General features: G+C 48.3%; 12 protein-coding genes. 5 read left to right on the forward strand and 7 right to left on the reverse strand.

The genetic code is table 11. The features are described 5' to 3' along the window. Positions 1-123: 123 nt before the first annotated feature. The 5 genes from B076_RS0110745 to B076_RS0110765 form a co-directional block, all read right to left on the reverse strand. Positions 124-1305 (reverse strand): phosphoglycerate kinase, encoded by a 1182-nt coding sequence (locus tag B076_RS0110745; RefSeq protein WP_028487321.1) that lies wholly within the window; start codon positions 1303-1305, stop codon positions 124-126. A gap of 278 nt (positions 1306-1583) precedes the next feature. Then, positions 1584-2582, reverse strand: a complete 999-nt coding sequence (gene gap / locus B076_RS0110750) for a type I glyceraldehyde-3-phosphate dehydrogenase (protein ID WP_028487322.1) — start codon at positions 2580-2582, stop codon at positions 1584-1586. A 61-nt stretch (positions 2583-2643) separates the two neighbouring features. Beyond that, positions 2644-4632 carry a transketolase gene (gene tkt / locus B076_RS0110755; protein ID WP_028487323.1) on the reverse strand — a complete coding sequence of 663 codons (1989 nt, stop codon included), beginning with the start codon at positions 4630-4632 and terminating at the stop codon, positions 2644-2646. A gap of 340 nt (positions 4633-4972) precedes the next feature. Continuing rightward, positions 4973-8185 carry an efflux RND transporter permease subunit gene (locus B076_RS12760; protein ID WP_084205764.1) on the reverse strand — a complete coding sequence of 1071 codons (3213 nt, stop codon included), beginning with the start codon at positions 8183-8185 and terminating at the stop codon, positions 4973-4975. Continuing rightward, positions 8182-9375: an efflux RND transporter periplasmic adaptor subunit gene (locus tag B076_RS0110765; RefSeq protein WP_245566353.1), complete on the reverse strand. Its 1194-nt coding sequence runs from the start codon at positions 9373-9375 to the stop codon at positions 8182-8184. Before B076_RS0110765 ends, B076_RS12760 begins: the two co-directional genes overlap by 4 nt. Before the next feature lie 358 nt (positions 9376-9733). Here B076_RS0110765 and B076_RS0110770 point away from each other — a divergent pair, with 358 nt between their 5' ends. The 4 genes from B076_RS0110770 to B076_RS0110785 all read left to right on the forward strand — a co-directional run bounded on the left by B076_RS0110770 (position 9734) and on the right by B076_RS0110785 (position 12810). Continuing rightward, entirely contained in the window at positions 9734-10300 is a 567-nt protein-coding gene (locus B076_RS0110770) for a Tll0287-like domain-containing protein (protein WP_038150543.1), read from the forward strand. 466 nt (positions 10301-10766) lie between these two features. Beyond that, the gene (locus B076_RS0110775) at positions 10767-12098 is read left to right on the forward strand and encodes a DUF2254 domain-containing protein (protein ID WP_028487326.1); all 1332 of its coding nucleotides are present in this window, start codon (positions 10767-10769) and stop codon (positions 12096-12098) included. A gap of 231 nt (positions 12099-12329) precedes the next feature. Next, positions 12330-12545 carry a DUF3185 family protein gene (locus B076_RS0110780; RefSeq protein WP_028487327.1) on the forward strand — a complete coding sequence of 72 codons (216 nt, stop codon included), beginning with the start codon at positions 12330-12332 and terminating at the stop codon, positions 12543-12545. 13 nt (positions 12546-12558) lie between these two features. Continuing rightward, positions 12559-12810, forward strand: coding sequence for a GlsB/YeaQ/YmgE family stress response membrane protein (locus tag B076_RS0110785; protein ID WP_028487328.1), 252 nt, complete (start codon positions 12559-12561; stop codon positions 12808-12810). Between the two features lie 219 nt (positions 12811-13029). Here the strand turns inward: B076_RS0110785 and B076_RS0110790 are convergent, their stop codons facing one another. Then, positions 13030-14310, reverse strand: coding sequence for a multifunctional CCA addition/repair protein (locus tag B076_RS0110790; protein WP_028487329.1), 1281 nt, complete (start codon positions 14308-14310; stop codon positions 13030-13032). 103 nt (positions 14311-14413) lie between these two features. After that, on the reverse strand, positions 14414-15385 hold the full coding sequence (locus B076_RS0110795) for an NAD(P)H-binding protein (protein ID WP_245566354.1): 972 nt from the start codon (positions 15383-15385) through the stop codon (positions 14414-14416). Between the two features lie 129 nt (positions 15386-15514). Here B076_RS0110795 and B076_RS0110800 point away from each other — a divergent pair, with 129 nt between their 5' ends. Next, positions 15515-15811: a YcgL domain-containing protein gene (locus B076_RS0110800; RefSeq protein ID WP_028487331.1), complete on the forward strand. Its 297-nt coding sequence runs from the start codon at positions 15515-15517 to the stop codon at positions 15809-15811. Position 15812 lies beyond the last annotated feature (1 nt).

Consider the following 15812-nt stretch of genomic DNA (forward strand, 5'->3'; position numbering starts at 1 on the left):
CTTACCGAGGCACCCTTTGGTGTATTCCACTATTTACAAGTATAAATAAGAAAGTTTTGTTTAAATTAAACAGGCCTGGTCAGTTTGACCAACCAGACCCCTTGATTCAGTCGAAACTAAATCTTACTTTGCTGCTGCTTTTTCTAACATTTCAACAGCAGGTAGTTTTTTGCCTTCCAAGAACTCAAGGAAAGCTCCACCACCGGTAGAGATGTAAGAAACCTGATCGGCGATGTCGTATTTATCGATAGCCGCCAAAGTATCCCCACCACCTGCGATAGAGAATGCGTTTGATTCTGCAATCGCCATAGAGATGGCTTTGGTTCCTTCACCAAACTGATCGAATTCGAAAACACCAACCGGACCGTTCCAAACAACAGTACCAGCGTTTTTGATGATGTCAGCCAATTCAGCTGCAGAATCCGGTCCGATATCGAAAATCATGTCATCATCCGCTACTTCGGAAACATTCTTGGTTTCGGCAGCCGCAGACTCAGAGAATTCTTTACCGCATACCACATCAGATGCCAATGGAATAGCCGCGCCGCGACCTTCCATGATTTCATTCAACTTCTTACAGGTTGGAACCAAATCGCTTTCAGACAAAGATTTACCCACATTGTAACCGGCTGCTTCGATGAAGGTGTTGGCGATACCACCACCTACAACCAACTGATCCACTTTCTCAGATAGAGATTCAAGAACTGTCAGCTTAGTAGAAACTTTAGAACCACCAACGATTGCTACCATTGGACGAGCAGGATTATTCAAAGCTTTACCAAGCGCGTCCAATTCTGCTGCAAGCAAAGGACCGGCACAAGCCGTGTCGGCAAAAGCTCCGGCACCGTGAGTAGAAGCTTGGGCACGGTGCGCCGTACCGAAAGCATCCATTACATAAACATCACACAAAGCTGCGTACTGCTTAGATAGAGCTTCGTCGTTTTTCTTTTCGCCAACGTTAAAACGTACGTTTTCAAGCAGTACTACGTCGCCGTCTGCGATATCGAAGTTACCATCTAGATAATCTTTAACAAGACGTACTTCTTTACCCAACTTAGCAGACAGGTCGGCGGCAACTGGAGCCAAAGAGAACTCTGCTGCATATTCACCTTCGGTAGGACGACCCAAGTGAGACATAAGCATGACTTTAGCCCCGGCTTCTGAAGCCATTTTGATCGTAGGAAGTGAAGCGCGGATACGCGCATCAGAAGTTACTTTACCGTCTTTAACTGGCACGTTTAAATCTTCACGAATCAATACGCGCTTACCAGCTAGGTCTAGATCAGACATCTTAATTACAGACATAATAAGTCCTCTTTTATGGTTTAAAAGCCACCTCCAAGAATCGGAGAGGCGTTAGATTTAAGGTAATTAAACTTACTTTTCGATACTCGCAACCCGTTTGGCTACAAATACGGATAAGAAAATTTAATTTAAGGAAGGAATAATCCCCCCTTAAATTTAAATAATCGAATTTCTGGGTTCAGTAGTGACTTCAGTTCAAGGCGGATAGAGGGCGTGTACATGTGTACACAACCGAAAGACAACGCAGAAATGAAGTTGCTAATGAACTCAGAAAACGATTACTTTCCGACGTGTTCTACTACTCTCATCATGTTACAAGTGTAGCCATACTCGTTGTCATACCAAGCAACCACTTTAACGAAAGTAGGATCTAGAGCGATACCAGCTTTAGCGTCAAAGATAGATGGGTGAGAATCACCACGGAAGTCAGTCGAAACGTTTGCTTCTTCTGTGTAACCTAGAACACCGGCCATTTCGCCTTCAGAGGCTTTTTTCATCGCCGCACAGATGTCTTCATAAGACGTTTCTTTTTCTAGCTCAACCGTCAGGTCAACAACCGAAACATCAGAAGTAGGCACACGGAACGCCATACCAGTCAACTTACCGTTAAGAGCAGGCAATACTTTACCTACCGCTTTAGCGGCACCGGTTGAAGACGGGATGATGTTCTCAAGGATACCACGACCACCGCGCCAGTCTTTCATAGAAGGACCATCAACCGTTTTCTGAGTTGCTGTTGCAGCGTGAACAGTCGTCATCAAACCACGTTTGATACCGAAGTTATCGTTAAGAACTTTAGCAACTGGCGCCAAACCGTTAGTTGTACAAGAAGCTGCAGAAACGATTGCCTGACCTGCATATTCGTTATGGTTAACACCATATACGAACATTGGAGTGTGATCCTTAGAAGGAGCTGACTGAACAACTTTCTTAGCACCCGCATCGATGTGCGCCTGACAAGATTCTTCGGTCAAGAAGAAACCAGTACATTCGATTACTAAGTCAGCGCCTACATCAGACCAAGCTAGATCAGCAGGGTTACGTTCCGCTGTGATACGGATGGTTTTACCGTTAACAATCAAATTACCGTCTTTAACTTCAACAGTACCGTCAAAACGACCGTGAACAGAATCATACTTAAGCATGTAAGCTAGGTATTCAGGATCTAGAAGATCGTTAATTGCAACAACTTCAATGTTCTTGAAGTCTTTTGCCGCTGCGCGGAAAGCCATACGACCGATACGGCCGAAACCATTGATACCAACTTTAATTGTCATCTTTTTTTACTCCTAAAATGACCAGGCCTGCTCATTTCCAGGCCTGGAAAACTAAAATCTATTACTTAGCCAAAACCGCATTTGCAGTTGCTACAACGTTCTCTACTGTGAAGCCGAACTCTTTGAACAGTTCGCCTGCCGGCGCAGATTCACCAAAGGTCTTCATGCAAACGATGCCACCTTCTAGACCGACATACTTGTACCAAGATTCAGCCACACCCGCTTCAATCGCAACGCGCTTAACACCAGGAGTCAATACAGAATCCTTATAAGCTTGGTCCTGAGTGTCGAATGCACAAGTAGAAGGCATAGAAACAACACGAACCTTCTTATCCATTGCGGCTGCGGCTTCTACCGCCAAACCAACTTCAGAACCGGTCGCGATGAAGATGATGTCAGCCGTACCTTCACAATCTTTCAATACGTAACCACCCTTCTCGATGTTCTTAACCTGTTCTTCAGTACGAGCCATAGGAGTTAGGTTCTGACGTGAGAAGACCAATGCGGTTGGTGCATCGTTACGCATCATCGCAATTTTCCAGGAAACTGCCGCTTCGATCGCATCACAAGCACGCCAAGTCTGGAAGTTTGGAATCACACGCATGGTCGCCAACTGCTCAACCGGCTGGTGAGTCGGACCATCTTCACCCAAACCGATTGAATCGTGAGTGTAAACATAGATTGTGCCGATTTTCATCAAGGCTGACATACGCAAGGCATTACGCATGAATTCCATGAACATGAAGAAAGTCGCACCATACACTTTGAAGCCACCGTGCAGAACCATACCGTTCATCATGTGCGCCATACCGAATTCACGAACACCCCATGACAGGTAGTTACCATTTGCGTTGTCATAGTTAACCTTAACGGTACCAGACCAGTTAGTCAGGTTAGAACCGGTCAAGTCAGCCGAACCACCGAACATTTCCGGCAAGATTGGACCCATGGCTTCGATTGCGTTTTGAGACGCTTTACGAGAAGCGATATTCGGCATCTCTTCTTGCGTGTGCTTGATGAAGTTATCCATCTCTTTTTCAAAGTTCGTTGGCAACTCACCGGCCATGCGACGTTCGAACTCAGCGGCCAATTCAGGGTGCTCAGCACGATAAGCTTCAAAACGAGTATTCCACTCCGCTTCGTCTTTTGCACCTTGTTCTTTGTGATCCCAACCGGCATAGATTTCATCAGGAATCTCAAATGGCGCATGAGGCCAGTTCAAAAATTCACGTGCATCTGCGATCTCTTTATCCCCTAGAGGCGCACCGTGACAGTCATGAGAACCGCAAAGGTTTGGCGAACCGAAACCAATGATCGTGCGAGTACAAATCAAAGAAGGCTTGTCAGTGACCGCTTTAGCTTCTTCAATCGCCTTATTTACGGCCTCTGCATCGTGACCGTCAACGTCACGAATCACGTGCCAGTTGTACGAGTCGAAACGGGCTGCAACATCGCGCTCCATCCATTCACCGATATGGCCATCGATAGAAATATCGTTGTCATCCCAGAAAGCGATCAGCTTACCAAGACCCAAAGTCCCTGCCATTGCACCGGCTTCGTGAGAAAGACCTTCCATCAAACAACCGTCACCCATAAATACATAAGTGTGGTGGTCAACAATATTATGACCTGGGCGGTTGAAGTTAGCCGCTAAAGTGCGTTCGGCAATCGCCATACCTACGGCATTGGTAATACCCTGCCCTAGAGGACCCGTAGTCGTTTCGATACCTTCTGCATAACCATACTCAGGGTGACCCGCTGTTTTAGCGTGTAACTGACGGAACTGCTTGATATCTTCCATCCCCAAATCAAAACCAGTCAGGTGCAATAGTGAATAAATCAACATTGAACCGTGACCGTTAGACAATACGAAACGATCGCGATCAGCCCAGTTTGCATTGGTCGGGTTATATTTCATGTGGCTGTTCCACAGAACTTCAGCGATGTCCGCCATACCCATTGGCGCACCAGGGTGACCAGAATTTGCTTTTTGAACAGCATCCATACTCAAGGCACGGACAGCATTTGCAAGATCTCTACGAGTTGTCATACAACTTCCTCAACTTTGTAAAAAATTCGGTGTCTGCAGAACGAAAAAGATCCTTCAAGGCATCTCTGAATATTGCTCGAATTCGCTCTACAATATAAATTTGGACGATTATTCTCTCTTAAAACAACAAAATCATCAAGTTTTCTTATCTATTTATTAACACAGGCTAGGATTCCAAACCTGCTCTCCGGCTCTGCTAACCCTTTGTTTTATCATAGAGTTACATCCTCTCACCCTATTAAAACAAGGGCTATCTGAAAACCGAGCCGCATCAAGTCGATATCAAAAAAGTCAACTTGTCCAAAACATCACATATCATGCTCAAGGCAAGGGATATTAGCTATGAAATTTTTATGACAAGCCGGTCCTTCAAAGCCGACACCTTCTCATACGTATGTTCGTAAACCGACAAGAGCGCAGGAATCACTAATAGAATCAAAAAAGTTGAAAACATCAAGCCAAACGCAATGGCCGTCGCCATTGGAATCAAGAATTGCGCCTGCAAGGAGGTTTCAAACAGCAAGGGGGTCAACCCTGCAATGGTCGTCAAGGACGTTAAGAGTACCGCACGAACCCTTTGGACGGCGGCCTCTTCCAGAGACTCATTCACCCCCAACCCTGATTCGCGAAGGCGTTTATAGAAACTCACCAGAATGATCGAATCGTTGACCACAATACCCGAGAGACCGAAAAACCCGAACAGGGACAATATGGTCATGTCCAAGCCAAGCCACCAGTGCCCCATGATCGCCCCGATCAAGCCAAACGGAATCGCGGCCATGACCACCAAAGGCCATCCATAGGAACTGAATATCCACGCCAACACAATGTAAATAATGGACAAGCCCATCAACAGGCCAATCTTCATATCCCCCAAAGTTTCCGCCTGCCGGGCACTTTGCCCTTCCAATGAATAGCTTAGCCCGTATTTTTGCACCAACTCTTTCAAAGTGCTTTGCTGCAACTGCGCCAGAATTCGGTTGGCATTATTGGTGGTTTTATCCACCTCTCCGACCACCGTCACCGCAAGCTGACCGTCGACATGGCGCATGACATCAAACCCTCGCTGTGTATGCCAGCTTGCCACAGAACTCAATGCCACACGCTCACCAGAAGCCGTCATCACCTGCATGCGATTAATGGTCGCCAGAGTTGCCTGCTCGGCTCGAGGATACTGCACCCGGACTTCCACCTCGTCCTCTTCATCGGTAAAAATCTGCACCAGGCGACCTGAGAAAGCATCCGATAACTGGCGCCCCAAAGAGACATAGGTCAACCCTAACGCCTTACCTTGAGGCGTCAATTGATATACCAGCTGATCCCGGCCATAAGGCAAATCATCGCGAATGCCACTGACACCTGCCACCTGGCTCAGCACTTCCTGCAAATCCAAAGAGGCCTGCTTCAATTTCATTGGCTCGGCACCCCACAGACGGATATCCAGATCACTTCCCGGCGGCCCCGCTCGCGGCGATTCCATGGTCAACACATCCAAGCCGGAAACCGCTCCCGCTTTTTGTTGCCATACTCGAATAAATTCCGCATTGCGTGTTTCTCGCTGATCAGGCTCCACCAACTCAATATTAATGCCACTGAAATTGGGGCCGGTTTGACGACTGGTTTTATTGAAATGCACCACTGCGGTTTTCAGAATACCGGGTTCCAGCTCCCTCTCGGTTTCCAACAAAGCCTGATAGAGCTGCTCTACATAGGCACTGGAGACTTCGGTTGGCGTTCCGGAAACAAAACGCGCATCGGCATTAATTTTGGTGGACTCTGGTGACGGGAAAAACACAAAGCCCAAACGCCCTCCAGCCAACAAACCAATCACAAAAATCATCAATGCCAGGGTACTGGCCAAGGTCACGGCACGATTTCTTAACACCCAGCGAATCATCATGCGGAACTGATGATGTCGCAGATGGTCTATTCCCCTGTCCAGTCGATCACGCAGACTGCCCTCTTTGGCGGGTTTGACCTTACTCAGGGCATGGCGTAAATGTCCGGGCAGAATGGTAAAACTCTCGATCAGTGACGCGAAAATGACGGCGATGATCACCAATGGGATAGCAAACAGAATGTTGCCGATTTCACCACCTATCAGCATCAAAGGCAAAAAGGCCGCAACCGTCGTCAAAGAGGAGGCGGAAACCGGGCCCAGCATGCGGTAGGCACCACCTTCTGCAGCCTGCAGATGAGGTTCCCCCATTTCATGATGGGCCAAGGTGTCTTCACCCACCACTATCGCATCATCGACAATGATCCCCAACGCCATGATCAAGCCAAACAAACTGACCATGTTAATGCTTCCGCCGGCCAGATACATGATCATCAAAGTGGCCATAAACGAAACCGGAATCCCGACCGCTATCCAAAAAGCCACCCGGCCATTCAAAAAGATATACAGAATCAACACCACCAAAATCAAGCCGCCGATGCCGTTATTGACCAACAGCATGATGCGCTGATTCACCAGCGACCAGGTTTCATCATAAACCTTGAGTTCAACCCCTTGGGGTAAAGTCGGCCGTGTTTCCTGCAACCATTGATCCATTATCTTGGACGACTTCAAGGTATCACCGCTTTCCGCACGCATCAATTGCATTTCAATGGCCGGCTTGCCGTCCACTTCAATATAGGGTGAATCCTTGGTCGGCTGACGCTCAATTTGGCCAACCTCACCTAACGAGACATTCTCCGAGGCATTCACCACCAAAGGCATCTGCGCAAATTCGGTTTCCGTGCGTCGCTGCTGCAAGGCACGGATATCGCGAACGCTGTCGCTATCGCCTACCGAACCGGCCGGGTAATCACGACTCATATTCGCCACCTGATTGCCCACCTGTTCCAGTGACAGACCGTAATGCTCCAACGCCTGCTGAGGTATTTCGATCGACATCTGCTCGGTCGGCAAGCCGGTGAAATTGATCTTATCGATACCTCGATCCAATAACTGGCGTTCAAAAGTGCGAACCAAGGGCCTCAACTCATCCAAACTGCCTTTTTCGCTGATCAATAACAGACGGGCAATCGACTCATAACGAATCACCCGCTCGATAATCGGCCGCTCCGAATCTTGCGGTAAATTCCTCAATTCATTGATGCGCTGATTGATCTGATCCAGCGCCTCAATCATGTCGGTGCCCTCTTCGAACTTAAGCGAGATACTCGACAAACCCAACGCAGAGGTAGAGGTCATCTCCTCCAAACCGTCCAGATTTCTCAATACCCGCTCAATCGGATCGGTAATACTGTTTTCCACATCCTCGGCATTGGCTCCGGGCCACACCACCCTAACCGAGGCATAATCCAGCTCAAAACTCGGGAAGAACTGCACGTTCAACTTCATTAGAGCGACCAAACCCATCAAAATCATGACCAGCATCAACAGGTTAGGCGCCACCTTATGGCGTGCAAACACACCAATCAAACCGTGAGACTTAAAAGGCTTTTCCTTTACATGGTAATCCTGATCAAGCGCCTGATCCGGTTGCGTGGCACTGTGAGTCTCTTGCGACTCTGCACCAGAAGAAGATGGATTATGCGAACTCATTGAGACACCTCAGTCACTTTCAATCCACTAATCGCATTAGGCAGATGGGTCACGCTGATTTTTGCACCCTCCGCAAAGCTTGGAGCAATCAGTGCCCATAAGGCACCGTTTTTACTCAAGTCACCCAGCACCTTCACTGTCTGCGCTTTCAGTCGTCCATCTTCAACCAAATAGATTCGGTCACTGCCATAAAGCGCACTGTAAGGAACTGACACCGCCTGATCATAAGTCGCGCCCTGCAACTCCACCTCCAACAAGTCACCCGGACGCACACCCTTGAGACTGGACGGCACACTGAAGAACACATCCACCCCGCTGGTACTGGCCTGCCCGGCAATGCGCTCCAATTTCAGCGGCACCGCTTCAGCAAAAGCATCTTTTGAGTAAAACGCCTCGACCGCATCGCCTTTCTTTAAACGGGAATAGACACTTTCAAACTCATTGACCGGCAACTTGGCCCGCAACTCCAAACTCTGCAGACCGTAATACTGCACCAAGCTGGCTCCGGCATTGACCCGATCCCCAGCACTCACCGGCACCGCTGAAACCCTGCCATCATAAGGCGCCACCACCAATCCACGCTGTCGATTCAGTTCAGCCTGAGCCAAAACGGCCTGAGCCTTTTGCAAACGCGCCTGATTCTGTTGCGATTTCAATTTATGTTCTTCCACCGCCAACTCGGCACCCACCACCACATATTCCTGTTTGGCCAACGCCTCTTTAGCCTGCTCCAAAACCGTCAATGAAGTCAGGTCTTTTTTCAATAGGCGTTCAGTTCGCTTCACATCGGATCGCTTGAACTCCAACACTTTCTTTTCATGTGCCAGGCGCTCAAGATTGGCCTGATAAGCCAAACGTTCAAGACGTAATTGAGCTTGCATATCGGCCACCTCCGCCCGTGCCTGCTGCACTGGAATCTCCAAGTCCTGCAAATCCAAACTCACCAGTTTATCTCCGGCTTTAACCGCATCCCCCTCTTTGACCCAAACCTGCTCCACCACCGCAGCGACCGGAGCCGATGCCGAAACCAATGAATTTGATTCGACTTGCCCATAAAGCCTTTGTACCGGTGACAATTTTTCAAATCGGGCTTCCAAGGTCTCCACCATCCACACCTTTTCCTGCACTTGAACCGGAGGCTGCTCAGGTTTAGTCGATTTCATAAACACAAATATGGCAATTGCCAGCAAAATAATCCCGAGCGGTATAACAAGTTGTTTTATTTTTTTTATCCACATGACCTTTTATCCAATTGCGTGATGAGCTATTTCGCCATTCTAAATGAATTCGAATAAATTTCATCACTTAATCTTTTGAAGACGCTACCGCAAGCCTCAACCGCGATAAAAGCCCACCTAATTTTTCCAAAATCAGCAGGCCTGTCTATTTCAATATTACGCAGTAATTCCACACTTATTTTGATGTTGTTAAAAACAGTTCAAATTGTTATATTTCTATTCATAAAATAAAGTTATAGGGACATCAAACATTTACTCAACCCAAAAACCAAATAATAAACATATCCACTCAATAAACAAAGGAAACACCATGAAAAAGCTCATCTTAATAACGGCACTGACTGCCTTCACTTTTAACGCCATGGCTCAAGACACGCTGCCTGAAAAACAGCTTGAAGCGCGCCAGGTTGCCAAACAATTTCTAGGCTCACTGAAACCCGAACTGGGTAAAGCCATGAAATCAGGCGGACCGGTTCATGCCGTAGGCACCTGTTATGAAATCTCTCCGGAAATAGCCGACAAGCTCACAAAAAGCACCGGCTGGAACGTCAACCGAGTAAGCCTTAAGCCTCGCGCCACTACCGCTTCAGCCGACAGCTGGGAAACCCAAACCCTGCAATGGTTTGATGCCCAGGCGGCAGCCGGAAAAGACGTGACCAAACTGGAAAAATTCGAAATCGTCAAAGTGGATGGTCAAGACACCTATCGTTACATGAAAGCCATTCCAACCGGTGATGTCTGCCTGACCTGTCACGGAACTGCGGTTCCCGCCAACGTCACCGCCAAAATACTGGAACTTTACCCAGATGACAAAGCCACCGGATACCACAAAGGTGAAATCCGCGGTGCCTTCAGTTTTAAACAAGCGGCACAATAACCGTTTAACCAACTCCCAAAAGCGGCTCAAAGAATTCTCTTTAGCCGCTTTTTATTATAGAAGTACCACTCATATACACGATCTAAGATCAGCTAATGCCTTCAGCGAATAATATTAAACTGTCGGCTCCTTTGCCAAAAAACTCAAAAAAATCGCAGGCATCACGAACCAACTGTCGCAATTATTTTTTGGCCACACACACCTACCCAACTCGCCCTACCCCTTTCGCTTAACCAGACCACCTCAGTAAAATGTACTGCCATCAAAGTAAAACGTCTGGTTTAGTTTTGCTTACAGTATTATTATGTTTTGAATAGATTATGAAGTTTAACGCTAAACAGAACCCGGAAAACCAGTCGACACTATGCATTCGTTTTGAATGAAAGGGTCTCTTCGATCCGGCTTTACCTTGCTCACTGAAGCTGCAGTCCAAGCAAGTCGCATGAATCACTTAGGGAGCGCTCCGATGAGGGTACAGGTTTTCAAGACATGGGATCGAGTCCACTCCAGCTTTTGGTTTCTTCCAGCACTCATGGCCAGCGGAACAATACTCTTGGCCTTTGCCACTGTCGCTCTGGATACGATAGCGACGGATTGGATAACGCAGAACTGGGGAGTCACGTTTAATGGTGGCGCGGAAGGAGCCAGCGCCCTGCTGGGCGCCATCGCCGGTTCAATGATCACCATCGCCGGAGTCGTTTTCTCGATGACCCTTGTCGCTCTGTCACTTGCCTCGTCTCAGCTCGGTCCCCGCTTACTGCGTAGTTTCATGCGCGATACCACCACCCAAGTCGTACTCGGCACCTTCGTCGCAACTTTTCTATACTGCCTTCTTGTGCTCCGCACCATTCGCCACACTGAAGAGCTTGTTTTCGTCCCTCACCTATCCGTCTCCGTCGGCGTGCTGCTCGCGGTAGTGAGCGTGGGAGTCTTAATCTTTTTCATTCATCACGTATCGGTTTCCATCCAAGCCAATGAAATTGTGGCACGAGTCGGCAATGAGTTAATTGCAGAACTGGGAGAGCTGTTTCCCGGAAACATAGGGCAGGCAGGGCCCCGGACTCCGATCAAACCACCCGATACTGACTTCCTCGACCGGTGTAGCCGAGAGGCGCAACCTATCGATTCGGCTCAGGATGGTTATTTGCAATTCGTTGATGGAGAAGCCTTAATGGCTTTAGCCGTTCAAGAAAATCTGGTCATCGAACTTATAAAACGTCCTGGCCACTATATCATTGCCTCGCGTCCACTGGCACGGATCTGGCCAGGGCACAAGGTAACCGAACAGATGATTGAGCGCGTCAATGCCGCATTCGCCTTGGGCAACCAGCGTACGTCAGGTCAGGATATTGAGTTTGCAGTCAATCAACTTGTCGAAATCGCGGTACGAGCACTCTCTCCCGGAATCAACGACCCCTTCACTGCGATGACTTGCGTAGATCGTCTGGGGTCAGCATTATGCCGCTTGGCACAACAAGAAATGCCATCTCCTTATCGACATGACAATCAGGATCAACTCCGAATCATTACCCCCGTTTTCACCTTTCCGGACATCACCGATGCGGCGTTCAACCAGATTCGACAATATAGCCGCTCCAGCGCAGCCGTGACCATCCGTTTACTTGAAACCCTTGCTGAAATCGCGAGATCGGTTCAGCGACCAGAAGACGGTAATGCGCTTTTAAGGCACGCCAATATGATCGTCAGCGGAATCAGTGCGCTTCCGGGAGACGAAGATCGTCAAGCGGCAAAAGAACGCTACCAATCCATAACGCTCTTATTAAGCGAATCCTCATAGACTCGTCTTTGAAATACATTTACACAATTGGTGTTAAGGTGGTAAGTTAGCTAAATAGCTAAGTACTTTAAAACACAAACCCTACTGCGGTGCAGTTTGAGCAAGACCTAACAATGGGGATGTCTTTACCATTCAAAAATATAAAACCAAAAGGTGGATGAGCACATTTTGCAAGCCAAGTTGCGGATGAGCTGTCTCACTAAACCATTTTTTTAACAGAGGAATTTAAATATGGCAATGGCTTCTGGAGGTTCAATGAAAATAATCGGCATTATCCTGATCGTCATAGGCGCTGGACTTGCGCTATGGGGGTATCAACTATCCGACTCTATCGGTTCTCAAATAACAGAAGCCGTAACAGGTGCGGATACCGATAAGGTGATGACGCTCTACATCACTGGCGCAGTCAGTTTTGTGGTGGGTTTATACCTTTTCGTTAAAAAATAACACTGGAGGCAACATGGAAATTACTAGCTTGATCGTATTTTTAGCCATAGGCGCACTGGCCGGATGGCTTGCCGGCAACATCATGAAAGGAAGAGGATTTGGTCTCGCAGGCAATATTATTGTCGGAATTGTGGGGGCGGTATTGGGTGGATTTGTATTTGGCTTACTCGGCATCACAACAGGCGGTTTAATAGGTGCCATCATTATGGCGACGATCGGCGCGGTGATTTTGCTGTATCTGTTAAGCCTGGTGAGAAGGACGTAACTCACCGATACAGACCTTAAAACAGAGATACTAAAAAGGAAAGGGTGATCTCACCCTTTTTTATTGGCCTATTCAATGCCTTCTGACAATTAATATCTACCGAGAGGGTGTCTCCTCCCTGCCTGCCAAAACAGGCCTTAACCAGGCCTGCTCATTTCTTGAGCCGCCGCCAAAAGCTAGAGTTCTTGAAATTGCAATGCGGTCACACATTTTCTATTTTCAATGATTCTTAAGCGAATAGGCTTCCAAAAATTGACCAATCAACTGCAATCTCTGACGTTCAATCGCTTCGGCAATCTCGGCACCTTGATGACCTTGTGCCAGAATCGCACGGTTATCTACTTGAGTCGCAGCCTCTGCCAAGGCCATCCAAAACTTAGCCTGCGGATAAGCCACCGTTTCAAATCCGGTACGGCCTTTGGCATCCGCTTCGCAGGCCAGCAAAATGCGTTCAAAATTTTCCGGTTTCTTCAAAACCTGGCAGGCCTGGATGACTTTCAAATAGGTCTTGGGCTTGAGCGCCGGTTTACCGCCAGAGTCTAATCCCTTATGAATCAAACCATGCCATTCGGTGACCTTTTCGGCCAGCTGCTGAGTTTTTTTAGGCACACGGTAACGCCGACATAATGCGGCCACCACCGGTACACCTGCGGCTTCATGGCCATGATGCTTTGGCCAGAACTCCTCGGGAGTCAAGCCTTTACCCAAATCATGCATTAAAGCGGCAAAACGCACTTCAAGATCGTCACTCAAGCACGCGGCGGCATCCAGCACCATCATCGTATGGGTTCCTACATCGCCTTCCGGGTGATGCTTAGGCGGCTGAGTCACCACAAACAGGCGATCCAATTCGGGAAACAGAACCTTCAGAGCCCCCACTTCACGCAAAACCATAAAAAACACACTGGGTTTTTGGGTATTCAACGCCTTAACCACCTCCTGCCAGACGCGTTCCGGCGTTAAGGCGGCCAATTCTCCGCTTTGCACCATATGTTGCATCAAGTCTCGGGTATCGGCATGCAACTTAAAATCAAACGCCTGCAGCTTGGCGGCAAACCGCGCCACCCTAAGCACCCTTAAAGGATCTTCCGAAAAAGCCGGGGACACATGGCGCAGAATCCTCTTCTGCAAATCGTCTTGTCCGCCATAGGGGTCAATCAAAGCCCCTTGCGGAGTTTGCGCCATGGCATTGATGGTCAAGTCACGGCGTAACAAATCCTCTTCCAGGGTCACATCGGCCGAGGCACTGACCTCAAAACCGTGATAGCCGATCCCGGATTTTCGCTCGGTTCGTGCCAGCGCATATTCTTCTTTTGTCTTGGGATGCAGAAACACCGGAAAGTCTTTGCCAACTTGCTCAAAACCGGCTTGAAGCATCGCCTCGGGTCTAGAACCGACCACCACCCAATCGCGATCATAAACTTCAATGCCCAACAGGGCGTCACGTACCGCCCCCCCAACAAGATAAGCCTGCCCCTGCACAATTTCACCTTTCATCATCAAAACGCCTTTTCAATACTTTACTTTATCCCAAGACCAACAAAAAAGCCGTCATTAAAGACGGCTTTTTTTAACTTGAGCGTAGCACACCCTAAACGAAACGCTACACCAACTCGTCGGCGCTGCGTTTGGCTTCTTTTCGATAAAAGTTATAACGCTCGCGAATATGATGTGGCGCGGCATAATTGGAAACCACCCACTCTAAACTGCTTGGTGCAAAGCCAAACTGCGTCGCGAAGTCCGTATCCGCGATTAGATCCTGTTTCAGCATCATGATTTGCGATTTTGAAATCGAGCGAACCGGCGTCAACACCCCCAAAGCGGCCATGAATTTGGCATTCAAGCTGCACATAGGAAATACTACCGCGTCCTTTTGCATCAACTCAACCACCAGCTCACCCAGCTCTTTCAGCGTCAGGCGCTCTTCGCCAACCACTTCAATCTTCTTGCCAAAGGTATCGGCCTGCTTGATCGACTGCACCATGGCTTGTGCCAAATCGCGCACCCAAATCGGCTGCACCACGGTGTCACCATGCGCCAGCATCAAAAGGTCAAAACGATTCAACTGCTTGACATAGCGCTGAGTGGTATCGTCATGTTCACCAATGATCAAACCCGCCTTGAAAATGGTCACATCGGCACGCGCGATACCATGCATCAAGGCATCGGCCTCACCCAATCTGTACAGATATTCATCCGCTTCCTGACTGGCGGTCGCACCAACCTGAGAAAGACTCAATACACGCTGCACTCCAGCGTGCTCACAGGCCTGCTTGATTTTCTGATTAACTTCAACCAGATCGTCCAGAGCGACCATTTCCGTGCCGTTCAAACGATCGGCGGTCAGATTGATGACAATGTCCGCATCCTTGAGGGCCGCTTCCAACTGCGACGTTTCGTCGTAGGAAGTCAGTGAAGCCAGCCGGGTATTGGCAAACAGCGCAAAATCTCGGTAACGCTCCGGACGACGCACACAAACCGTCGTTTCATACCCGGCTTTTGACAAAGCATTGACCACTTCACGACCGATATAGCCTGTCCCGCTAAAGACAGTGACCTTGTTTCCTAACATCATGCCCAAATCCAATTCTTTAATTCAAAACCGTACAAGGATAAGTAATCCCCCATTTAAGGTCAAGCTTTTACACTTTGGTTTTTTGTTACAATACGCGCAAATCATTGCCTTAACATTCACGAGAGACCTATGACAACTATCACTGTATCCGTCTTCAAAAGCCCTAAAAAGGCCGAACTTTACCTTTATGTTCCCCAAGACGATGGATTGGAAAAGCTGCCGGACGAACTGCTGGTTATGTTTGGCGAACCGGCCCACGTCCTCGACTTCGAGTTGAGTCCCGAGCGCAAACTGGCGCGAGAAGACAGTCAAACCGTCATCGAAGCGTTGCAGAAAAAGGGCTACTATATGCAAATGCCACCCAATGAAGTGGAAAAATTCGGCGACATGGCTCCGCCTCCGGAACATCTTGACAACATCTGCTAAG

Source organism: Thiomicrorhabdus chilensis DSM 12352, assembly GCF_000483485.1.
In the GTDB taxonomy this organism is placed as follows: Bacteria; Pseudomonadota; Gammaproteobacteria; order Thiomicrospirales; family Thiomicrospiraceae; genus Thiomicrorhabdus; species Thiomicrorhabdus chilensis.

Bases quoted from the DNA above. Each gene is read 5' to 3' on its own strand.
- B076_RS0110745 (WP_028487321.1), bottom strand. From the start codon at position 1,305: ATGTCTGTAATTAAGATGTCTGATCTAGACCTAGCTGGTAAGCGCGTA.
- gap (WP_028487322.1), bottom strand. From the start codon at position 2,582: ATGACAATTAAAGTTGGTATCAATGGTTTCGGCCGTATCGGTCGTATG.
- tkt (WP_028487323.1), bottom strand. From the start codon at position 4,632: ATGACAACTCGTAGAGATCTTGCAAATGCTGTCCGTGCCTTGAGTATG.
- B076_RS12760 (WP_084205764.1), bottom strand. From the start codon at position 8,185: ATGAGTTCGCATAATCCATCTTCTTCTGGTGCAGAGTCGCAAGAGACT.
- B076_RS0110770 (WP_038150543.1), top strand. From the start codon at position 9,734: ATGAAAAAGCTCATCTTAATAACGGCACTGACTGCCTTCACTTTTAAC.
- B076_RS0110775 (WP_028487326.1), top strand. From the start codon at position 10,767: ATGAGGGTACAGGTTTTCAAGACATGGGATCGAGTCCACTCCAGCTTT.
- B076_RS0110780 (WP_028487327.1), top strand. From the start codon at position 12,330: ATGGCAATGGCTTCTGGAGGTTCAATGAAAATAATCGGCATTATCCTG.
- B076_RS0110785 (WP_028487328.1), top strand. From the start codon at position 12,559: ATGGAAATTACTAGCTTGATCGTATTTTTAGCCATAGGCGCACTGGCC.
- B076_RS0110790 (WP_028487329.1), bottom strand. From the start codon at position 14,310: ATGATGAAAGGTGAAATTGTGCAGGGGCAGGCTTATCTTGTTGGGGGG.
- B076_RS0110795 (WP_245566354.1), bottom strand. From the start codon at position 15,385: ATGATGTTAGGAAACAAGGTCACTGTCTTTAGCGGGACAGGCTATATC.
- B076_RS0110800 (WP_028487331.1), top strand. From the start codon at position 15,515: ATGACAACTATCACTGTATCCGTCTTCAAAAGCCCTAAAAAGGCCGAA.